This window comes from Gordonia liuliyuniae (genome assembly GCF_021738805.1).
Taxonomy (GTDB): Bacteria; Actinomycetota; Actinomycetes; order Mycobacteriales; family Mycobacteriaceae; genus Gordonia; species Gordonia liuliyuniae.
The window spans coordinates 433,959-455,076 of the sequence record NZ_JAKKOR010000007.1 but is presented as its reverse complement, the minus strand read 5'-3'; the positions used below and the strand labels follow the sequence as shown (position 1 = coordinate 455,076).

The 21,118-nt window shown below is 66.3% G+C and carries 21 protein-coding genes; 14 read left to right on the top strand and 7 right to left on the bottom strand.

The features are described from left to right. Positions 1-94: 94 nt before the first annotated feature. The 4 genes from rpsF (at position 95) to rplI (ending at position 1,836) form a co-directional block, all read left to right on the top strand. Positions 95-376: a 30S ribosomal protein S6 gene (gene rpsF, locus L5G33_RS10955; protein ID WP_236998199.1), complete on the top strand. Its 282-nt coding sequence runs from the start codon at positions 95-97 to the stop codon at positions 374-376. Between the two features lie 134 nt (positions 377-510). Beyond that, positions 511-1,071 (top strand): single-stranded DNA-binding protein, encoded by a 561-nt coding sequence (locus L5G33_RS10950; protein WP_236998198.1) that lies wholly within the window; start codon positions 511-513, stop codon positions 1,069-1,071. 42 nt (positions 1,072-1,113) lie between these two features. Beyond that, the gene (rpsR, locus tag L5G33_RS10945) at positions 1,114-1,368 is read left to right on the top strand and encodes a 30S ribosomal protein S18 (RefSeq protein WP_236998197.1); all 255 of its coding nucleotides are present in this window, start codon (positions 1,114-1,116) and stop codon (positions 1,366-1,368) included. Between the two features lie 18 nt (positions 1,369-1,386). Continuing rightward, the gene (rplI, locus tag L5G33_RS10940; protein WP_236998196.1) at positions 1,387-1,836 is read left to right on the top strand and encodes a 50S ribosomal protein L9; all 450 of its coding nucleotides are present in this window, start codon (positions 1,387-1,389) and stop codon (positions 1,834-1,836) included. A gap of 55 nt (positions 1,837-1,891) precedes the next feature. Here rplI and L5G33_RS10935 read toward each other — a convergent pair whose 3' ends face one another. After that, the gene (locus L5G33_RS10935; RefSeq protein WP_236998195.1) at positions 1,892-3,076 is read right to left on the bottom strand and encodes an acyl-CoA dehydrogenase family protein; all 1,185 of its coding nucleotides are present in this window, start codon (positions 3,074-3,076) and stop codon (positions 1,892-1,894) included. 94 nt (positions 3,077-3,170) lie between these two features. On the opposite strand from L5G33_RS10935, the gene L5G33_RS10930 reads away from it, so the two are divergent. Continuing rightward, positions 3,171-4,385, top strand: coding sequence for an acetyl-CoA C-acetyltransferase (locus L5G33_RS10930; protein WP_236998194.1), 1,215 nt, complete (start codon positions 3,171-3,173; stop codon positions 4,383-4,385). A gap of 16 nt (positions 4,386-4,401) precedes the next feature. Here L5G33_RS10930 and L5G33_RS10925 read toward each other — a convergent pair whose 3' ends face one another. Next, positions 4,402-4,959 carry a TetR/AcrR family transcriptional regulator gene (locus L5G33_RS10925; protein WP_236998193.1) on the bottom strand — a complete coding sequence of 186 codons (558 nt, stop codon included), beginning with the start codon at positions 4,957-4,959 and terminating at the stop codon, positions 4,402-4,404. A 123-nt stretch (positions 4,960-5,082) separates the two neighbouring features. On the opposite strand from L5G33_RS10925, the gene L5G33_RS10920 reads away from it, so the two are divergent. Further along, positions 5,083-6,282: an oxygenase MpaB family protein gene (locus L5G33_RS10920; protein WP_236998228.1), complete on the top strand. Its 1,200-nt coding sequence runs from the start codon at positions 5,083-5,085 to the stop codon at positions 6,280-6,282. A gap of 484 nt (positions 6,283-6,766) precedes the next feature. Further along, positions 6,767-8,980 (top strand): replicative DNA helicase, encoded by a 2,214-nt coding sequence (gene dnaB / locus L5G33_RS10915; RefSeq protein WP_504864847.1) that lies wholly within the window; start codon positions 6,767-6,769, stop codon positions 8,978-8,980. Between the two features lie 153 nt (positions 8,981-9,133). On the opposite strand, the gene L5G33_RS10910 is transcribed toward dnaB, so the two are convergent. Then, on the bottom strand, positions 9,134-10,222 hold the full coding sequence (locus L5G33_RS10910) for a saccharopine dehydrogenase NADP-binding domain-containing protein (protein WP_236998192.1): 1,089 nt from the start codon (positions 10,220-10,222) through the stop codon (positions 9,134-9,136). 82 nt (positions 10,223-10,304) lie between these two features. On the opposite strand from L5G33_RS10910, the gene L5G33_RS10905 reads away from it, so the two are divergent. Further along, positions 10,305-10,889, top strand: a complete 585-nt coding sequence (locus tag L5G33_RS10905; RefSeq protein WP_236998191.1) for a TetR/AcrR family transcriptional regulator — start codon at positions 10,305-10,307, stop codon at positions 10,887-10,889. 190 nt (positions 10,890-11,079) lie between these two features. Beyond that, positions 11,080-11,589, top strand: a complete 510-nt coding sequence (locus L5G33_RS10900) for an SRPBCC family protein (RefSeq protein WP_236998190.1) — start codon at positions 11,080-11,082, stop codon at positions 11,587-11,589. Between the two features lie 69 nt (positions 11,590-11,658). Here the strand turns inward: L5G33_RS10900 and L5G33_RS10895 are convergent, their stop codons facing one another. From L5G33_RS10895 to L5G33_RS10880, 4 genes are all read right to left on the bottom strand, one after another. Continuing rightward, a complete protein-coding gene (locus L5G33_RS10895; protein WP_236998189.1) occupies positions 11,659-12,465 on the bottom strand; it encodes a hypothetical protein in 807 nt (268 codons plus the stop codon). A 72-nt stretch (positions 12,466-12,537) separates the two neighbouring features. Continuing rightward, positions 12,538-13,278: a FadR/GntR family transcriptional regulator gene (locus tag L5G33_RS10890; RefSeq protein ID WP_236998188.1), complete on the bottom strand. Its 741-nt coding sequence runs from the start codon at positions 13,276-13,278 to the stop codon at positions 12,538-12,540. Between the two features lie 181 nt (positions 13,279-13,459). Beyond that, positions 13,460-14,386, bottom strand: a complete 927-nt coding sequence (locus L5G33_RS10885) for an enoyl-CoA hydratase (protein WP_236998187.1) — start codon at positions 14,384-14,386, stop codon at positions 13,460-13,462. A gap of 16 nt (positions 14,387-14,402) precedes the next feature. After that, positions 14,403-15,449 carry a phosphotransferase family protein gene (locus L5G33_RS10880; RefSeq protein ID WP_236998186.1) on the bottom strand — a complete coding sequence of 349 codons (1,047 nt, stop codon included), beginning with the start codon at positions 15,447-15,449 and terminating at the stop codon, positions 14,403-14,405. Positions 15,450-15,692: 243 nt separating this feature from the next. Here L5G33_RS10880 and L5G33_RS10875 point away from each other — a divergent pair, with 243 nt between their 5' ends. The 5 genes from L5G33_RS10875 (at position 15,693) to L5G33_RS10855 (ending at position 21,094) form a co-directional block, all read left to right on the top strand. After that, positions 15,693-17,171, top strand: coding sequence for a class I adenylate-forming enzyme family protein (locus tag L5G33_RS10875; RefSeq protein WP_236998185.1), 1,479 nt, complete (start codon positions 15,693-15,695; stop codon positions 17,169-17,171). Between the two features lie 44 nt (positions 17,172-17,215). Continuing rightward, positions 17,216-18,394 carry a thiolase family protein gene (locus tag L5G33_RS10870; RefSeq protein WP_236998184.1) on the top strand — a complete coding sequence of 393 codons (1,179 nt, stop codon included), beginning with the start codon at positions 17,216-17,218 and terminating at the stop codon, positions 18,392-18,394. 68 nt (positions 18,395-18,462) lie between these two features. Beyond that, positions 18,463-19,224: a 3-hydroxyacyl-CoA dehydrogenase gene (locus L5G33_RS10865; protein ID WP_236998183.1), complete on the top strand. Its 762-nt coding sequence runs from the start codon at positions 18,463-18,465 to the stop codon at positions 19,222-19,224. Then, on the top strand, positions 19,224-20,261 hold the full coding sequence (locus L5G33_RS10860) for an NADP-dependent oxidoreductase (protein ID WP_236998182.1): 1,038 nt from the start codon (positions 19,224-19,226) through the stop codon (positions 20,259-20,261). Before L5G33_RS10865 ends, L5G33_RS10860 begins: the two co-directional genes overlap by 1 nt. Before the next feature lie 68 nt (positions 20,262-20,329). After that, positions 20,330-21,094, top strand: a complete 765-nt coding sequence (locus L5G33_RS10855) for an SDR family NAD(P)-dependent oxidoreductase (RefSeq protein WP_236998181.1) — start codon at positions 20,330-20,332, stop codon at positions 21,092-21,094. Positions 21,095-21,118 lie beyond the last annotated feature (24 nt).

Genomic DNA, 21,118 nt, shown 5'->3' with positions numbered 1-21,118 from the left:
TGCTCGTGTAGCCTGAACGGGTTGCCGACGCAGGCGACCCTCCTGCCGCGGACAGTCCGCGGCCGACCTAGCCCATGGGAGGTGATGTGGTTTCATGCGTCACTACGAACTGATGGTAATCCTCGATCCGAGTCTGGACGAGCGCACCGTCGCCCCTTCACTGGATACTTTCCTCAATGTCGTCCGTAAGGACGGCGGCAGCGTGGATAACGTCGATATCTGGGGCAAGCGCCGTCTTGCCTACGAGATCGCCAAGAACAACGAAGGCATCTACGCCGTCATCGATCTCAACGCGACCCCGGACACGGTCAACGAGCTCGACCGTCAGCTGAAGCTGAACGAGTCGGTTCTGCGGACCAAGGTCCTGCGCAAGTAAGCGCGGGGCGCGTCCACACTGCACGAGCTTGTGGAAATCTGCCCTGACATTGTCGGCGGGCACCTTTAGGGTGGTGCGTAACCATCCTTCAAAGGTTCGCCGCGGGGCGTTCCACATCGATTTAGGGGAGTCTCATGACTGACACGGTCATCACGGTTGTCGGAAACCTGACCGCTGATCCGGAACTGCGTTTCACGCCGTCCGGAGCGCCGGTCGCCAACTTCACCGTGGCATCCACTCCGCGCACCTTCGATCGTCAGACGAACGAGTGGAAGGACGGCGAAGCGCTGTTCCTTCGCTGCAGCATCTGGCGTGACGCCGCGGAGAACGTGACCGAATCGCTCAGGAAGGGCACCCGGGTCATCGTGCAGGGCAAGCTCAAGCAGCGGTCGTACGAAACCCGTGAAGGGGAGCGTCGCACCGTCGTTGAGCTGGAAGTGGACGAGATCGGTCCCTCGGTTCGCTACGCCACTGCGCAGGTCACCAAGACCCAGCGTGGCGGCGGTTTCAGCGGCGGAGGGAACTCGGGCGGAGGCTACGGAGGCGGAAACAACTCCGGTGGCAGCTACGGAGGAGGAAATAACTCCGGTGGCGGCCGCCCTCCCGCATCGAGCCAGCCGGCCGACGACCCGTGGGGCAGCGCACCAGCTGCCGGCGGCGGCTTCGCCGGTGGGGACGACGAACCACCTTTCTGATTCCGGGCCCGCCAGCCCGGAGGCACTCGACTGGAGCATCACATGGCAAAGCAAAAGGGGCGCAAGCCCCGTGTAGAGAAGGTCACCAAGGCCAAGGCCTGCACCTTCTGCAAGGACAAGAAGACCGACATCGATTACAAGGACACGGCGCTCCTGCGTCGCTTCCTGTCGGATCGCGGCAAGATCCGTTCGCGTCGCGTCACCGGCAACTGCGTTCAGCACCAGCGCGACATCGCGGTGGCCGTCAAGAACTCGCGTGAAGTGGCGCTCCTGCCCTTCACCTCGACCGGACGCTGAGCGGGAAGGACAACTGAAATGAAGCTGATCCTGACTGCCGCTGTCGAGAACCTCGGCGAAGCCGGCGACCTCGTCGAGGTCCGCGACGGTTACGGCCGCAACTACCTGCTGCCGCGCAACCTCGCCATCGTCGCCACCCGTGGGGCCGAGAAGCAGGTCGAAGGCATCCGCCGCGCCCAGGACGCCCGCGCCGTGCGCGACCTGGAACACGCCAACGAGATCAAGCAGGCGCTCGAAGGCCTCGACGCGGTCTCGCTGACTGTCAAGACCCACGACTCGGGCAAGCTGTTCGGTTCGGTCTCGGCAGGCGACGTCGCCGGAGCCATCCGCACCGCGGGCGGACCCGCCGTCGACAAGCGCAACGTGTCGCTGCCGAAGGGCCACATCAAGGCCGTCGGCTCGTACCCGGTCGTCGTCAAGCTGCACCCGAAGGTCGAAGCGAAGCTCAACCTGACGGTCGTCGCCTGACGCACCGATAGACTCGAAACGCCGGTCCCCTTGCGGGAACCGGCGTTTCGTCGTCTCACTCCTCCAACAGTCGTCTGCCGATGATCATGCGTTGGATGTCGGCGGTCCCTTCGCCGATCAACAGCATGGGGGCTTCGCGGTAGAGGCGCTCGATCTCGTACTCCTTCGCGAAGCCGTACCCGCCGTGGATGCGGAACGAGTCTTCGACGACGTCACGGCAATACTCGGACGCGAGATACTTGGCCATGCCCGCCTCGAGGTCGTTGCGTTCACCCGCATCCTTCACCCGGGCCGCGCGGACCACCATCTGGTGGGCGGTTTCGACTTTCGTGCCCATCTCCGCGATTCGGAACAGCACGGCTTGGTGCTGCGCGATCGGCTTGCCGAACGTCTCTCGCTGCTTCGCGTACGCCGTGCCCAGCTCGAACGCCCGGTGTGCGACGCCCACGGCTCGCGCGGCCACGTTGACGCGGCCGACTTCGACGCCATCCATCATCTGGTAGAAACCGCGACCCGGTGTGCCGCCGAGGACTTCGTCTGCGGCGATGCGGTAGCCGTCAAAGAGCAGTTCGGTGGTGTCGACGCCCTTGTATCCCATCTTCTCGATCTTCCCGGGGATGGTCAGGCCCGGCGCGACCTCCCCGAACCCCGGTGTCTTCTCCAATAGGAACGTCGTCAGGTTGCGGTGTGGGCGGTCGCTGCCCTCCGGGGTGCGGACGAGGACGGCGACGAGACTCGACGTGCCGCCGTTCGTGAGCCACATCTTCTGGCCGGTGATCGAATAGTCGCCGTTGCCGGTCGGCGACGCCGTCGTTGTGATGGCGGCGACGTCGGAGCCGAGCGCAGGCTCGGACATGGAGAATGCGCCGGTCAGCTCGCCTGTCGCCAGACGGGGCAGATACTTGGCCTTCTGTTCGTCGGTGCCGTGCTGTGCCAGCAGATAGGCGACGATGAAATGGGTGTTGAGGATGCCGCTGACACTCATCCAGCCGCGCGAGAGCTCCTCGACCACGAGCGCGTACGTGAGGAGAGACTCGCCGACCCCGCCGTACGCCTCGTCGATCGTCAGACCGAACAGGCCGAGCTCCTTCATCTGCTCGACGATCTGCGTCGGGTACTCGTCGGCGTGTTCGAGCGTCGTCGCCACCGGCATGATCTTCTCGTCGACGAACGCCCGGACCGTCGCGAGGATGTCGCGCTGAACGTCAGTGAGATCGTCTGTGGCGCAAAGCCTATTCATGAATACCTTCCTATCGGTCCATGAGAAGAACCTATCGTCGGAGCCAGACGATTGCGGCCGTAGATCAGAAATCGGCCCGGGTAGGAGAGTGACGATGCGCGACGCGGTGATCTGCGAGCCGATCCGAACGCCCGTCGGCGGCTACGGCGGGATCTTCGCTTCCGTGCCCGCCGCCGACCTGGCGTCGACGGTGGTGGCAGCGCTGGTCGGTCGGACGGGCGTCGGCAGCAGCGACATCGATGACGTGATTTTCGGGCAGTGCTATCCCAACGGCGAGGCGCCGGCCATCGGCCGCGTCGCGCTGCTCGACGCGGGACTCGACGTGCGGGTGCCGGGCCTGCAGATCGATCGGCGGTGCGGGTCCGGGTTGCAGGCGGTCATCGACGCGGCGATGCGCGTGCAGACCGGTGTTGCCGACCTTGTCGTCGCGGGCGGAGCCGACAGCATGAGCCAGGCCGAGCACTACGCGCTCGGCTTGCGGTTCGGCCTCCGCGGCGCGGACGCGGCGCTGTCGGATCGGATCGCCCGCGGCCGAGTCACCGCCGGAGGCAAGCGGCATCCGGTCGGAGGTGGGATGCTCGAGACCGCCGAGAACCTGCGCGCCGAGTACTCGATCAGTCGGGAGGCTCAGGACGAGCTCGCCCTCGACTCGCATCTTCGGGCCGTCGCCGCCCAGCGGGAGGGACGGTTCGACGACGAGATCGTGCCTGTCACCGTGTCCACCCGTCGCGGGGACGTCTTTCATGATCTCGACGAGCATCCACGTCCCGACATCTCGGCGGAGGCCCTCGCGGCGCTGCGCCCGGTCCGGCGGAAGGTTGATCCGGGAGCCACTGTCACCGCGGGCAACGCGAGCGGCCAGAACGACGGCGCTGCGGCATGCATCGTCGCCACCGAAGAAGAAGCGGCCCGGCTCGGCCTTCGTCCGCTGGCACGCCTGGTGACGTGGGCGGTCGCCGGTGTCGAACCCTCACGCATGGGAATCGGGCCGGTCCCGTCGTCGACCCTCGCGTTGGAGCGCGCAGGCCTGACGCTCGCCGACGTCGACCTGATCGAGCTGAACGAGGCGTTCGCTGCGCAGGTCCTGGCCTGCACCGCGGCCCTCGGGCTAGGCACAGACGACCACGAACGGATCAACGTCAACGGCTCCGGCATCTCGCTCGGCCATCCGGTCGGTGCGACGGGCGTCCGAATCCTGGCGACGATGCTCCGCGAACTCGACCGCCGTCAGGGGCGGTACGCGTTGGAGACCATGTGCATCGGTGGCGGGCAGGGCTTGGCGGCCGTGTTCGAGCGGGTCGGCGACTAGTGGTTGCCGAGTACGACTAGGCGCCGAGCAACCCCGCGATCACGGACCTGAGTTCGTCGGCGGTCGGCGACGGCAGCGCGTCGTGGCCGTGGATGTAGCCGATTCCGGCGTAGACGAGCAGTCCCGCCGTCAGCCGTGCGCGCTCCTCGTCGATGTCGAGTTCCCGTAGCGCCGCGGTGACGGCGTCGAACACCTCGCTGTCGATCTTGCGCACCGACTCGGCCACCCGCGGGTTGACGCGTGCCCAATCGCGGATCGCGGCCTCGACCGTCAGATTTCGTTCGTCCATCAGCATGGTCGCGAGTGCGGCCACCCGCTGGCCGGGAGGTAGTGACGCGATCTCGTCGAAACCGGTGAACTTGGCGTCGTGTGTCTCGCGCCAGCGTTCGGCCATCGCCTCCCACAGCGCGTCCAGGTCGGCGAAGTGCCAGTAGAAGCTGCCCTTGGTGACCTTTAGTCGCTCGCACAGTCGGGAGATCTTGACGGCGGCGACGCCGTCGGCGGTCAGGAGGTCGAGTGCAGCGTCGACCCAGTCGATGGCCGACAGGCGGCTGCTGCGAGGTCGCGGTGTCATGAGACGAGTCTAACCATACCTCGTGGTATGGTTACGGGCGTGACCACAACATCGCCCAAGCCCGTCACCGCATCTGCACCGGCCAAGCGCCCGACACCGACGGCTTTCCCGTACCGGGAGACGATGAAGCATCCGGTGGTGCGGCGTGCGCGGAAGCTCGCGAAGGGGCTCACCGGTAAGGACATCTTTCCGACCACGGAGCAGATCGAGGCGTTCTGCGGGGACATGTATCACTCGGATCCGGTGGCCGAGCGCTTCGTCGACGAGGTGTTTCATGGCGCCATCGGAAGCGAAGCCGGTCGAGCGATGCTCAAACAGGCGCTCGACCACGGCATCGGTAGAGTCGAGAGCCCGCCGGAGGCGATGGTCGAACTGTTCCGTGAGTTCGAGGACGTCCCCGAGTGGGTCGACCCCGAGATCGTCGAAGCGGGAGCCCAGGTGTGGCGCCGTTGGGGCACGTTCCTGTTCAGTGTCGCGGGCGGCGAGACCCTCGAGATGTACACCGAGGCCGCCGTCGCGACACCGCTCTCGCTGGCGGGCGGGTATGCCGGGGACAACGCACTGCGTCGCTTCCTGGAGACGGCGAAGTTCTGGATCGACGTCTCGCAGCCCCACGCACTGCTGACGCCGGGGAGCCAGGGGCGTGCGACCGCGATGATGGTGCGAGTGATGCACGTGGCTGTGCGTCGCGGCGTCGCGAAGCACCCAGAGTGGGACGAGTCGCGGTGGGGCTACCCGATCAGCCAGGCCTATCAGCTGTTGACGCTTGCGGGCGGCAGCGTCGTCCCGGCGCTCGCCTTGTGGGGCGTCGGCGTGCAGACCACGCGCGGCGAGATCAATTCGCTCATCCACTTCCAGCGCTACATGGGTTATCTGCTCGGCATCCGCAACACGTGGTACCCGGAGACCATCGCGGACACCCTTCGCCTGCTCGCTCTCGTCTCGGCCACGCGCAGTCATGACGCGGGCGAGCACGGTGCTGAGCTCATTGAGTCGTTCCCGCGCGCGTTCGCGCCGCGGAAGGGGCACACCGGCTTGCAGCGGGTGCGTGAGCAGTACAACGGTGCGATCTACGCTGCGTACTCGCGGCTGTTCATGTTCCCGACGACGTACGCCCGCTACGACATGCCGAATGCGCTGCCCGGGATCGCGTGGATCCTCCTGCGGTACCCGCTCGTGTTCGCGATCGAGACGCTGCGTCGAGTCCCGGTGATCGGCCGCGTCCACGAGAAGTGGATGGTCGCGCACCGCGAGAACTGGTACCGGGCGCAGATGGCCGACCGCGAAGCGGAGTTCAATGCGTCCGGCGCACTGCGTCGCTGACGAGGGTGGGACAAGAGAACCGAGGCTGCGGTGCACCCGCCTCGACCCGCGAGGCGGGCCGGTTAACTCCCATGCTCGTGACCGGGATGACATGTCGGTCATTCAGATGAATCGGTCGGTTACGCCTCTCGGGGCGGCGCAGGGTCTCAACCTGGTGTGGAGTTCTTCCCGGGCGTGGCGCAACGCAACACGCCGACAATTGTGGAAGTCGCTGTTGGGGAATTGCAGAAGGCGGTCTGACCTGCGAATGAGTAAGGATCTGCCGGGGAATTCCCCAGACCATCCACAGTTGCGTTCACACGTCGTCCAGAGGTTTTCGACGTTGTCCACACTTCATCAACAGTGTTGTCCACAGGGGTGGTTTGTGGCGCCGGTTGCGTGGCCCTAACCTCTGGGAAGGTTTCAGTTCACCCATGGGCGGCTGAACGGATGGGAACAACGGCCTGACGGGCCGACGACGATCGACTGCACGGGGGAGGCGCGGGTGACGGCACTGCAGGACCAGGGTCCAGAGCCGGACGAGCACAGTGCGCCGCCGCGGGAGGACTACGGCCGTCAGCCTCCGCAAGACCTGCAGGCGGAGCAGTCGGTGCTCGGCGGCATGTTGTTGTCGAAGGACGCGGTCGCCGACGTTCTCGAGCGGGTCCGCCCCGGTGATTTCTACAAGCCTGCGCACCAGGCGGTCTACGACGCGATCCTGGAGCTGTACGGGCGCGGTGAGCCCGCGGACGCGGTCACCGTCACCGCCGAACTCGAACGCCGAGGCGACATCCGCAAGGTCGGCGGGGCCCCTTACATTCACACGCTGATCTCGACGGTGCCGACCGCGGCCAATGCGGGCTACTACGCCGAGATCGTCGGCGAGAAGGCGATCCTGCGGCGTCTGGTCGAGGCGGGCACCCGCATCGTGCAGTACGGCTACGCGGGTGACGGCGGCCAGGACGTCGCCGAGGTCGTCGACCGCGCGCAGGCCGAGGTGTACGAGGTCACCGAACGACGGACCGCCGAGGACTACGTCGTCTTGGAAGAACTGCTGCAGCCGACGCTCGACGAACTCGACTCGATCGCGTCGCGCGGCGGCCTCTCGCTGGGCGTGCCGACCGGGTTCGCCGATTTCGACAAGCTGACGAACGGGCTGCACCCCGGCCAGATGATCATCGTCGCCGCGCGTCCGGGCATGGGGAAGGCGTTGGCGCTCGACACTCCGCTGCCGACCCCGAACGGGTTCACGACGATGGGCAAGGTGGCCGTCGGCGACCGTCTGTTCGGCGCGGACGGCAAGCCGACCAGGGTGGTAGCCGCGACCGAGGTGATGACGCACCGTCCGTGCTTCGAGGTGGAGTTCGACGACGGCTCGTCGTTGATCGCCGACCAGCAGCACCAGTGGTTCGCCGAGGTCGACGGCCGACGCGAAGTGGTGACGACCGACGCGCTGCAGCGATATGCGGGCCGGGCGACGGTGCAGAACTCGGCGCCGATCCAGTTGCCGCACCGACCGCTCGCCTACGGTCCCTACACGGTCGGCGCGCTGGCCGGGATGGCGTACGACGATCCGGAGATCTCTCTGCGGATTGAGACCGAGGGGCCTGTCGATGTGATGACGCTGATGGCCGATCTCGGCGGACGCGTGCCGCGCGAGTATCTGCGCGGATCAGTCGGCCAGCGTCGCGCTCTGCTGTCGGGAATCCTCGATTCGCGTGCCCGGGTCGACGACGACGGGTGGATCACCGTTCCCGCAGCTACGAGCCACATGTCGGGCATCGTCGGCGATCTCGCCGCCGGCCTCGGCTACACGTTCCGGCGAGCCAGTAGCGGTTGGATCCGGTTGGCGGCCCCCGACGACGTGTTCACCGTCCACGACAAGATGCAGCGCCACAAGGAGTTGCGGACACAGGTCCGGTCGCGTCTGGTGACGTCGGTCCGGTCGGTGCCGAGCGTGCCCGTGCGGTGCGTGCAGGTGGACAATCCCGAGCACCTGTACCTCGCGGGCGAAGCGATGGTGCCGACCCACAACTCGACACTCGCCATGGACTGGCTGCGGTCCGCCTCGATCCACAACGGTCTGGCAGCGGTCATGTTCTCGCTGGAGATGAGCAAGACCGAGATCGTCATGCGTCTGCTGTCTGCGGAGGCGCGCGTCAAACTCGGCGACATGCGGTCAGGCAACATGTCCGACGACGACTGGAGCCGCCTCGCGCGTCGCATGGGTGAGATCACTGAGGCTCCGCTATTCATCGACGACTCGCCGAACCTGACGATGATGGAGATCCGCGCGAAGGCACGTCGACTCAAGCAGCGCCACGACCTCAAGCTGGTGGTCATCGACTACATGCAGCTGATGACCTCGGGCAAGAAGGTCGAGTCGCGTCAGCAGGAGGTCTCGGAGTTTTCCCGATCGATCAAGCTGCTGGCCAAAGAGCTGGAAGTGCCCGTGGTCGCGATCAGCCAGCTGAACCGTGGACCCGAACAGCGCACCGACAAGCGTCCGCAGGTCTCGGACCTTCGTGAGTCGGGATCGTTGGAGCAGGACGCCGACATGGTCATTCTGCTGCATCGTCCCGACGCGGTGGAGCGCGACGATCCACGTGCCGGCGAGGCTGACATCATCGTCGGCAAGCACCGTAACGGTCCGACGGCGACGATCACCGTCGCGCACCAGTTGCATCTATCGAAGTTCGTCGACATGGCGCGGGGATAGCTTGGCAGGTGGATGTCGATACCGAATCGTCGTCGATCTCGATCTCGTTGACCGGATGGCTCGCCTGTGTGGAATCCGTCGTGGCACCACGTTCTTCAAGGGTTCGGAGCGCCCAGGGGCATGATGCTTCTATCCGCGCAGCAGCCCGACGGTTCAGTTCTGGGTAGCTAGGGAGTACGCGCCACCACAGGATTCTGCGAGGCCTGGTCCGAACAGTTCTGCGGGCGTGTAGACACCGGGTTTGCCTTGATCAGCGGCTAGTCGTGCGGCTACTTCAGCTGCAACGGCCGCAGTAACGTTGTTTGCGTCTCCCCAGCGCAGCCAGCCTTCCCGAACCGTGCCGTTTGCCCATTCCGCGCGCGCATGCGCCCACGAGTGCCGCCGAGAGGCAGCGCGTTCGGGGGTCTTAACCGCTGATAGGAGGTGAACTGCGGAGCGTCGAAGCGGTCCGAGGTGCATCCACGGCAGCACCGCACGTATCGCCATGCTCGCAACGCCGGTAGGCGATTCACTCGAGGCTGATTCGATGGCGGGAGCGCCGCTCGCACGCTGTGCGGCAAGCAACTCGGCTAGAGGTGCTAGTGCCGTTGTCACGGTGTCGCCGTCGGGTGTCACGAGCGAGGTCGGCCTGCCGAACAGTGGAGCAGAGGCGAGTCTCGCATCAGCGATGACGCGAGACTCGTACCGGCCGCCTCCCGGTGTGCCGGGGATTCCGTCGAGGAGAGATCCGGCGATCGCGTCACCCACGCGACCTGCTGCTGAAGAAGCCGCCGGGATCATGTCGATTCGAGCCTTGCTAGCGGGCGGGAGGCCGGCGGTCAACCATGTGAGAAGGCTCTCGGTCGCCGTAACGCCAAAACCGGCCCCGGTGACGATGGTCTGTCCCGATCGTCGTGCGGCGTCATCGCGTTCGCGGTGGCCCAGGATGGTCGCTAGGTCGTTCGCTAGGTCGATGTAATGCCCTCCCGATTCGGCGGCGGCTTTCGTCAGTTCGCCAGCGGTCTGCCTGAACGGGCCCACGGTGTTGACCACAACAGCAGGCTCCTCTCGGCGAATCGCCGCGGCCATGTCGGCGGGGGACTCGGCAACGACTACTCGTGAGCCGGCAGGCGCCGACAGCGCCTCCAACTTCTCGCGGTTGCGTCCCACGAGCACCGGCGTTGCGCCGCGCGCAGTCAACTGTTCGCCTATCGCCTCGCCCGTCCTGCCGGTAGCGCCGAGTATCCAGACTTCGTTCGGCATGCTGCTCCTTATATTGTGATGACATCCCGTGTCATCACGGTACATGTGATGACATCTCATGTCATCGGTTAGGTTGAAAGGCATGGCGAGATGGGAAGCGGATGCCAGTGGACGCTTGCAGCGCGCGGCGATCGAGTTGTTCGCGCAGCAGGGCTTCACGGAAACGACAGTGCCGCAGATCGCGGTTCGCGCAGGAGTGACGACCCGCACCTTCTTCCGGCACTTCCCGGACAAGCGTGAGGTGCTGTTCGCCGGCGAGGAGGGACTTGCAACTACGTTTGCCGACCTGATCGATACTGCCCCGTCCGAACTTGCTGCGCTCGGCACACTTGAGCACGCACTGAAAGCGGTCGCGGACGAAGGATTCGAGCAGCGCCGTGACTGGATGCGGCAATGGCGGGCGATCGTCAACGCTGAGCATCCCCTGCGAGAACGCGGACTCAGTAAGCAACAAATGCTCGTGACGGCCGCCGTGAAGGCACTGAGAAAACGAGGGGTCGACCCGGTGACAGGCGAACTCGCTGCAGGAATGGCACTCGTGGCATTTCAAGCTGCTGCAGCGGAGTGGGTTGCCGACGAAGCGGCCACACGCCCGCTGAGCAGCTACCTCGAGGTATCGTTCTCCCACATGCGGCAGGTAGCGGCCGCAGACCACCTCCGCATGTGACGCATCACCAATCCTCGCCGACTCGGACGCGGCGTCGTGTCGCAGGGACGAAATTCGAAGTAGCGATCCCGGTGCAAGTAGCGGGGAGGCTGTTGGAATGGCCAGCGGGGAAGTAGGCGTTCCGGCAACTGCGCGGCCCGTATGCGTCGAGGCTCGGCCTCGACGCATACGCGAGACGTATCGTGTCAGCATGGCCCGCATCAAGGAAGTGTCCGACGACGTCATCATCGCCGTCGATCCGTTGACCGCGTACGAGCACGTCAGCGACGTCACGCAAATGCCCCGGTGGAGTCCCGAGAATACCGGCGCCGTGATCGAGGAGTCTGCGGGCGACGAGCACACGGGCCAGGCCTACGTCGGCATGAAGTTCGTCGGGTCGAATGCGCGGAGCGGAGTCCGTTGGCGAACGGGGTGCGAAGTGACCGCGGCCGACCCTGGTCGACGGTTCGCGTTTCGAGTGCGCGAGTACGGATTCCGCAGGCCGTTTCTCAAGGTCCCGGTCGCGTCGTGGGCGTACACCTTTGAGCCGGTTGCAGAAGGGTGTCGGGTCACTGAGACCTGGACTGACGACCGAGGCTGGCCCGATGCTGTGGCGGCGGTGTTCGACCGGGTCGCCACCCGAAAGCCCGGTTTCGCGGAGTTCCAGCGGGGAAACATCCGGCGGACGCTCGACGGCCTGAAGGTCGAACTGGAGCAATAGTATACCCTCGCGATCGTGACGGTGACCCTGGAGGTCGCTGCTCAGCGCATCGCACTTCGAGACTTTCGTCTAGTCCGCCCATCCATCGAAGAATGCGTCGTCGAGTTCATCGGGATCGACAGTGTTGTGGCGCAGGTAGATCGTCCGCCCGAACCTCGGGCCTGTCGAGCGCAGCTGACTCTCACTCACGTACACCCGGCGACGGACGGTCCCCGCCTTCGAGTTTGCGACGCTGACTGCGAGCAGGTAGTCGGCGGGCAGGGCGTCGTCGGGGTGCGCCGGGTAGCTGACGACGTCGTCGACCGTCCCGATGGACACACGGGCGTCGGCGAAGCTCTGACGGGACGGACGTGCAATTCCGGTGTGTGTCCCTTGGGCTGATCGGACCGCTCGTTCGTAGAGCACGTCGTCGACGTCGTCGGGCTCGACCGTGTTGTGGCGGAATTCGATCCTGTCCCCGACCGAGAGCGAGCCGTAGAACCCTCTGATCTCACGGCGAATGGTGACCGCGCCCGGCAACTCGGCCTCCACCTCGAGGTCGTACGTGTCCGGGCCCTCTCCGCCGGTGTGCTCGATCACCTTGGTGACCCAGCCGGCAGTCAGATGCCCGTCGGCATAGCGTGCTTCGGCGAGCTGGCCGCTCGCATGTGAGCCGAAGCCCACGCAGAGAAGGACGAGTACCACCGCCCCTGCGATCACACCCCAGAAAGCTGGGCCACCGACGCGCTGGGTGACCACACTCCAGACCACGTACGCGATGCCTCCCACCCCCGCGAGCAGTCCGACCCAGAAGTAGAAGTCAGCGCGGTGGGACCAGCGTCGGATGCGCACACGGGTCTCCGACGTTCGCGCCTGCCGCAACCATTCATCGTTCATCCCGTCACCAGTCCTCCGCTGCCCCTTGTAGGTAGCCTATTCAGGGCGCGGACGTCTCGGGGTCGGTCGGTGTCAGCCGACGGTGCCCCACGCGATCGGGGTGTCGAGGACTTCGGGGTAGTGCTTCTCTTCATAGCGCCAGATCGCGTCGATGTGCTCCTGCATGGCCGCCAACGCACTTACCGGGTCGCGGTCGGCCACCGCGAGGTAGATCTTCTCGTGGATGTCGCACGTCGCGGCCCGACTACGTCGCGAGTACTCCATGCCAACGGCCGAGCCGTCGATGAGGTCCAGCAGTGCGTGGATGAGATATCCGAAGATCGCGTTACCGGAGCCGCGCGCGACCGTGTCGTGAAACACCCGGCTCATCTCGACGAAGATCGTCGTGTCGTCGAGGTTGGCACGCATGTGATCCACCGAGTGCTTCAGTTCGGCGATCTGCTCATCGCTGATCCGTTCCGCGGCCAGCCGCGCCATCATCGGTTCGAGCGCCGTTCGTGCCTCGACGACGGTCCGGAACGGAGCATTCTCGAACTGCAGGAGCAGTGTGATGGCCGTCGACAGGGCTTCGCCGTCGGGCTGACGGACGATCGGCCCGCCACCGGGACCAGGCTTGAGAGAGATCACGCCCTGCAACTCGAGGAAGCGCAGGGACTCGCGAAGAGTGCCGCGGCCGACGCCGTACTCCTCCAACATCACCCGCTCCGGCGGCAGCCGGTCGCCGATCTGGTTACCTCGCTCGTTGATCCCCTCCACGATTCGCTGCGCCACCAGCATCGCCGTCTTCTGCGGACGCAACTCCGATCGTGCCATCACCCGTAACCCTCCATACCCGGCCGCACCCCTGTTCCGTCGCGGTCCATTCGCCAATCAAATCATGACTATCGTTACCTGAGAAGGACTATAGAGTCCCACGGCGCGGAGTGCGGGAAGGTGACCGCGCGCGAACGCGCGATTCGTCCCGCTGGGGGCGGGCCGGTCGGGACAGTCGGGGTCAAGGGCGGTAGGGGTCTGCTCGCTCGATCGGCGGCGCGTTCTTCCAGTCGGGGAGCCCGTCTTCGGGGCGGCCGACGGGGCTCTCGCCGCCGGACCGGTAGGTCCACTGGGCGTGACTGAGCTGGTGGATGGTGAAGCAGGCATCGAGCGCGGTGGAGAAGCCCATCGCGTCCTGGCTCTGATTCACAGAGTCCTTCACGAGCAGCGCAGCCATGCTCGGCACCTTGGCGATCCGCCGAGCGAACTCCAGGGTGCTCTCGTGCAGTTCGTCGGCCGGGAAGATCTTGCTGACCATCCCCAGAGCGCGTGCGTCCTCGGCGTCGAGGCAGTCACCGGTCAGCAACAGCTCCTTCGCCTTCCGAGGGCCGAACTCCCACGGGTGCCCGAAGTACTCGACACCGCACATGCCGAGGCGGGTCGCGACCACATCGGCGAACTGAGTCCCCTCGGCTGCGACGATCAGATCGCACGCCCACGTGAGCATTAGCGCCGCGGCGAACACGTTGCCGTGGACCTCGGCGACGGTGATCTTGCGCAGATTGCGCCAGCGCTTCGTGTTCTCGTAGAAGTAGTGCCACTCCTGGTGGTACCGGGACTCGACGGCGTCGTGTGTGGCACCGGTGCAGGTGTACGACCAGTGCTGATCGGGCCCGGGATCACGTTCGGCGCGGTACTCGGAACTGCCCAGATCGTGCCCGGACGAGAACGCCGGGCCCTCGCCGGCGAGGACCACCACGCGCACGGTGTCGTCGCCCTCGGCGCGAAGGAACGCCTCGGTGAGCTCGACCAGCAGACCGCGGTTCTGGGCGTTGCGATAGCGCGGACGATTCAGCACGATGCGCGCGATCGTGCCCTCGTCGTAGGTCTCGTAACGCAGGTACTTGTAATCGACGGGCGTGGTGGGGTCGCCTGAGAGGTCAGTCATGGGAGGGTCTTTCCGATCAGCGGGTTTGGTGAGGCGCATGCGTGAGACGCAGCGCCTGGTCGAGAAGCGACTGAGAGACGCCGTGAAAGTGGCGACCCAGCTCGAGGTCGGCCTTGCCCGCGCATGCGCGTGCGTGCGTGCCTTCGAGGATGATGCCGAGCCGGTAGCAGGCGAGCACTTGGTACCAGTCGAAGTCGGTCATGTCGCGGCCGCTCACCTGGCCGTAGCGCGCGATCAGTTCCGCGCGCGGGGGTAGACCGTCGAGCTGGCGGGCGAGACCGACCGTGCGTGACTCGTCGGGGTTGGGCCAACTTGCGAGCAGGTGTCCCAGGTCGAGAAGCGGATCGCCGACAGTGCCGAGTTCCCAGTCGACGATCGCTGCGACCTGTGGCCGATCGCGGCGGAACATAACGTTGCCGAAGTGGTAGTCGCCGTGAATGATGCCCTTGGTCCACGCTGTGGGCCGGTTCTCGTCGAGCCACCGGCCGATCTCGTCGACACCGTCGAGTTGGGGGCCGGGCCAGCCCTCGAGATCGTGGTACGAATCGAGTTGTCGTCGCCAGCGGCCGACCTGGCGGTCGAGCCATCCGTCGGCACGGGCGACCTGCTCGGCGCCGACGAGCGCCGGATCTACGTGGGAGAGCAGCGCGGCGCCGTCGACGATCGACAATCCCATCGCATGCTGCATCTCGGGGGAGGCGGCGACCGGTTCGGGGACCTCGGTGGTGGCGGTGAATCCGTCGACGGCCTCCATCACGAAGAACACGTATCCGAACACGTCGAGGTCGTCGCACGACGCGACGAGTCGGGGGTGCGGCACATCGCTTCCGGTGAGGGCCGCGAGCAGGCGCGCCTCGCGCCTCATCGTCTCGTCGCTGTTGCTGCGCTTATGCAGCGGCGGACGGCGGAACACGTAGTCCTTGCCGGAGCGGGAGAAGCGAACGAGAATGTTCTGGGTTCCACCGGCCAGCCGCGTGACGTTCTCGATCGGGCCGGAGCCGACGTTCTTCTGGTCCAACCACTCGGTCAGTGTCGCGACGTCCAGCGGTTCTGGCTCGCTCATCGGTCAACCTCGTCTCTCGGTACTAGTCTTGCCCACCGCCGGGGCGTGTCACGGCGGCGTACCGCGCGTGATTCAGGTCATCTCGTACATCGAAGCTAACATATCCAGGCGAACGATAATCATGAATACTCGAAATTGCGGCGCATAATTGTTATCGTTTCTCGCAGGTCGCCCCGGAAGCCCGCCTGAGCAGGTCGGTGTCGGGCGCACTTCGTCATTCAAACGTCTTCGTCAGGTGGTGCAATGGGTATCGAAATGGTCCTGGACATGGCTGTGTCTGTCCATCCCGAACGGCAGGCACTGGGCCGTCGCGGCTCGGGTATGACCTACGAGCAGCTCAACGACGCGGCCTGCCGTGGCGCTGCGATTCTGCGGGAACACGAAGCCGCGCACGTCGTGTTCGTGGGTGTCAACGGTCCGATCCTGCCGGTTCTGACCTTCTCGTCCGCGCGTGCGGGCATCCCGATCGCTCCATTAAACTACCGGCTCCCGGCCGACCAACTGCGGGATCTCATCGGACAACTCGACAAGCCGGTGATCGTCGCCGACAGCGCTTACCGAGACAATCTGGACACGGCCGCGGACGTCGTTCTCACCAGCGCCGAGTTCCTCGAGCTGGCGTCGTCGGAGGGGCCGACCGTGACCGATACGGCCGACGACCGATCGACGGCCGTCGTGCTGTTCACCAGCGGCACCACGTCGGCACCGAAGGGCGTTCTCCTTCGCCACCAGCACCTGCTCTCGTACCTGTTGAACACCGTCGAGTTCGCATCAGCCGCCGACGACGAGGCGACACTGGTCAGCACCCCGCCGTACCACATCGCGGGCATGGGCGCGGTGCTCAGTAACGTCTACGCCGGCCGCCGGATGGCGTACCTCCCAGACTTCACGCCGCAGGGATGGCTCGACCTGATCCGGGGCGAGGAGATCACCTCGGCGATGGTCGTCCCGACCATGCTCGCGAGGGTCGTCGATCACCTCGACGGCCGCAGCGGCGACTCGCCGCGGCTGGGTACCCTTGCGTACGGCGGCGCTCGGATGCCGCAACCGGTCCTCGAGCGTGCGCTCGTCGCCTTCCCCGACACCGGATTCGTCAACGCTTACGGGCTCACCGAGACCAGTTCGACCATCGCAGTGCTCGGCCCTGACGACCACCGCGAGGCTCTGGCCGACCCGGACCGGAAGGGAAGGCTCTCATCGGTCGGGCGCATCGTCCCGGGCATCGAGGCGCAGATCCGCGACGAGGAAGACGCGGTGCTCGCGGCCGGCGAGACCGGCCTGTTGTGGGTGCGCGGTGGACAGGTCAGCGGCGAGTACATGGGCAAGGGTTCGGCGCTCGACGCGGACGGTTGGTTCCCCACTCGGGACCAGGCGCGCATCGAGGACGGCTTCCTTTACATCGGCGGCCGCGCGGATGACACGATCATTCGCGGCGGCGAGAACATCGCACCCGCCGAGATCGAAGACGTGCTGGCCCATCACGTCGACGTCCGCGACCTGGCAGTGATCGGCGTGCCCGACGACGAGTGGGGTGAACGGATCTGCGCGGTGATCGTGCCGACCGGGGCGTCTCACGCGAGTGCCGACGAGGTCCGATCGTGGTGCCGCGAGCGCCTGCGCGGGTCGCGGACCCCGGACGACGTCGTGTTCGTCGAGGAACTGCCGCGAACCGCCACCGGCAAATTGGTCCGCCGCGACCTGGTCGCCCAGGTCGCCGACTGATCGGGCCGGTTCGGCCCACCACTTATCTATATCGAGGAGTATTCATGCGTAACGCGGTGATCGTCGACGTCGTCCGCTCGGCGTCGGGCCGAGGGAAGCCGGGGGGAGCACTCTCCGGCGTCCATCCCATCGACCTGTTGGCCGACGTGCTGCGCTCGTTGATGGAGCGCAATGAGATCGATCCGGTCCTGGTCGACGACGTGGTCGGCGGATGCGTCAGCCAAGCGTCCGAGCAGGCGGGCAACATCACCCGCGCGGCGTCGCTGGCCGCGGGTCTGCCCGAGTCCACGCCCGCCACCACGGTGACGCGGGCATGCGGCTCGAGCCAGCAGGCCGTCCAGTTCGCGGCGCAGGGCGTCGTCGCCGGCGCGTACGACGTCGTGATCGCGTGCGGCGTGGAGTCGATGAGCCGCGTACCGATGGGCACCGCGTCGATGGGCCACGACCTGGTCGGCACCGGGTTGGCGCAGCGCTACCCGGAGGGCTGGATCAGCCAGGGCGTAGCCGCCGAACTCGTCGCCCGCAAATATGGCCTGACCCGCGACGACGTCGACGCGTACGCAGCGCAATCGCACGGCCGCGCCGCCGCCAGTGCCGCAGCGGGACACTTCGACCGGGAGATAGTTCCGGTCACGACACCGGACGGTCTGCACACCGTCGACGAAACCATCCGCGCGGGCACCACCACCGAGGGGTTGGGGGGTCTGCGGCCGTCGTTCTACTCGGCGGAGTCGGAGGCGCGGTTCCCCGACCTGGGCTGGATGATCACGCCGGGCAACTCGTCCCCGCTCACCGATGCGGCGGCCGCCACGCTGATCATGTCGGAGGAGAAGGCGATCGCACTCGGCCTCACTCCGCGCGCCCGTGTCGTCGACTTCACCGTCGCAGGCGACGACCCGGTGATCATGCTGACCGCACCGATCCCCGCGACCCGCAAGCTCCTAGATCGCACTGGGCTGACGATCGACGCAGTGGACGTCTACGAGGTGAACGAAGCGTTCGCGTCGGTGCCTCTGGCATGGGCTCGAGCGTTCGACGCCGACCCGAGTCGGTTGAACCCGGCCGGCGGAGCGATCTCCCTCGGACACGCGATCGGCGCATCCGGCGTGCGTCTGCTCGCGACCATGGTCGGCGAGCTCGAGCGCACCGACGGGCGGTACGGCCTGCAGACCATGTGCGAGCACGGGGGCATGGCCAACGCACTTCTCATCGAACGCATCTGACACCACAGAGTCGTCGGTGAACGCCGCGCGACAACGACATTCGGCGACAGCCGAGAAGGGCGAAACACGTGAACGTCAACGGGAAGGTCGCGCTGATCACCGGAGGTGCCTCCGGCTTGGGGCTGGCGACTGCTCGGACATTGCTGGACGAGGGCGCCAAAGTGGTGCTCCTGGACCTGCCGACGTCGAAGGGGGCGGAGGTGGCCGCGGAGTTGGGCGAGAACGTTCGGTTCGCCCCAGGCGACATCACCGATGAGAACGCGGTCGTGGCGGCGCTCGACTTGGCCGAGGAACTCGGCGAACTGCGCGCAGTCGTCAGTTGCGCAGGCACCGGACGATCGCTGCGTGTAGTCGGAAAGAAGGGCGTCTTCCCGCTGGACGTGTTCACTCGAGTCGTCACGATCAACCTCATCGGCACCTTCAATGTCGTCCGACTGGCCGCTGAGCGGATGACGCGGTTGCAGGTCGACGGCGAGGAACGCGGCGTCATCGTCACCACTGCATCGGTGGCGGCGTTCGAGGGGCAGATCGGACAGGCCGCGTACGCCGCGTCGAAGGCAGGGGTTGCCGGAATGACCCTTCCGCTGGCCCGCGACCTCGCCTCGCAGGCGATCCGCGTCGTGTCCATCGCGCCCGGATTGTTCGACACTCCGCTCCTGGCCGGGTTGAACGAGGAGGCCAAGGCCTCGCTCGGGGCTCAGACTCCGCATCCCAGCCGTCTCGGTAACCCGACGGAATTCGGTTCGCTGGCATCGCACATCGTCGCAAATCCGATGCTCAACGGCGAGGTGATCCGCCTGGACGGTGCGATCCGGATGGCACCGCGCTGATGACCGGGCCCCACGACGGACGTGAATGGGTTCTGCGCTCGCGTCCGCACGGGCGCCCACAGAACTCCGACGTTGAACTGGTTGCGAGCAGGACCGCCGACCTCGCCGACGGCGCAGTACGAGTGCGGAACCTGGTGATGTCGGTTGAGCCGTACATGCGCGGCCGGATGGGTGGCGAGTCGACGTACGCCGAGCCGTACCCGATCGGCGAGCCGCTGCGCGCCCCGACCGTCGGCCGGGTGATCGAGTCCGCCGATTCCACGGTGCCGGTCGGCACGTTGGTGCTGCACGACTACGGGTGGCGTGAGTACTCGTCGGTCCCGGTCAGCGAGTGCCGTGTGCTCGGCGACGACCGGATCGACCCGGCCGCGTACCTCGGCGTGTTGGGGATCCCCGGAATGACCGCCTGGGTGGGGCTCGACCGGATCGCCCAGGTGCGTGCCGGCGATGTGGTGTTCGTGTCGTCGGCGGCCGGAGCGGTCGGCTCCACCGCGGTCCAGTTCGCGAAGCTGCGGGGTGCCACGGTGATCGCCAGTGCCGGTTCGCCGGAGAAGGTGGAGCTCGCCCGAGACCTCGGGGCTGACGCGGCGTTCGACTATCACGGCGGTGAGGTCGGGCGGCTGCTCCGCTCGGCACTCGCCGAGATCGGGGCCGGCGGCATCGACGTGTACTTCGACAACGTCGGCGGCGAACACCTGGAGGCCGCGATCCGCGTGCTCAACGATCACGCTCGCATCGCGTTGTGCGGGATGATCAGCATCTACAATTCCGCCACCCCGCTACCCGGTCCGAGCAATCTCATCAAGCTCGTCTGGCGCCGGGCTCGGATGGAGGGCTTCCTGCTCCGCGACCACCTCGCCGCCCGCGACGAGTTCGAGCAGCAGATGTCCGGATGGGTGCGCACAGGTCGGATCAGAGGGGTGCACACTGCTTTCGACGGCGGTGTCGCCGGTGCCTGGGACGCCTTCCTCGGCATGCTCGACGGCCGCGCGACCGGTAAGGCAATCGTCCCGCTGTCGGCGGGAGACTGCCTGTGACCGGACCACACCGGCACCCGCCGGCCCCGACAGCCGAGCACGAGTTCGACGATCAAGGAGATACACCGATGACGACTTCAGGTCTTCCACTCGAGGGCAAGGTCGCCCTCGTCACCGGCGGCAGCCGAGGGCTCGGCCGCGAAATGGTCCTCGCCTTCGCTCACGCGGGCGCCGACACGGTCATCGCGAGCCGCAAGCTCGACGGGTGCGAGAAGCTCGCCGAGGAGGTCACTGCCGCCACCGGTCGGCGGGCACTGCCGCTGGCGTGCCACGTCGGAGACTGGGATGCCCAGGACGATGTCGTCGCGCGAGTGTACGAGGAGTTCGGCAAGGTCGACATCCTGGTCAACAACGCCGGAATGTCGCCACTGTACGAGAACCTCGAGGACATCAGCGAAGCGTTGTTCGACAAGGTCTTCGACGTCAATCTCAAGGGAGCCTTCCGGCTGACGACGTTGATCGCGCCGCGCATGGTCGAGGCGGGCGGCGGCTCGATCATCAATATCAGTTCCATCGCATCGGAGCGTCCGACGCCCGGCGACCTTCCCTACGGCGCGGCCAAAGCCGGGCTCAACATTCTGACCAAGGGCTTCGCCCAGGCATACGGGCCGACGGTACGTGTCAACGCCATCATGGCCGGACCGTTTCTCACCGATATCAGCAAAGCGTGGGATATGGACGTGGTCGCCGAGAAAATGAAAGTCCTCCCCCTTGGGCGGGCAGGCGATCCGGTTGAGATCGTCGGTGCCGCGCTGTACCTCGCCGGTCCCGGTGCCGGCTACACCACCGGGGCGATCATTCCCGTCGACGGTGGCCGCACAGCCATGCGCTGAACACCGATCGACCGCCGACAATCC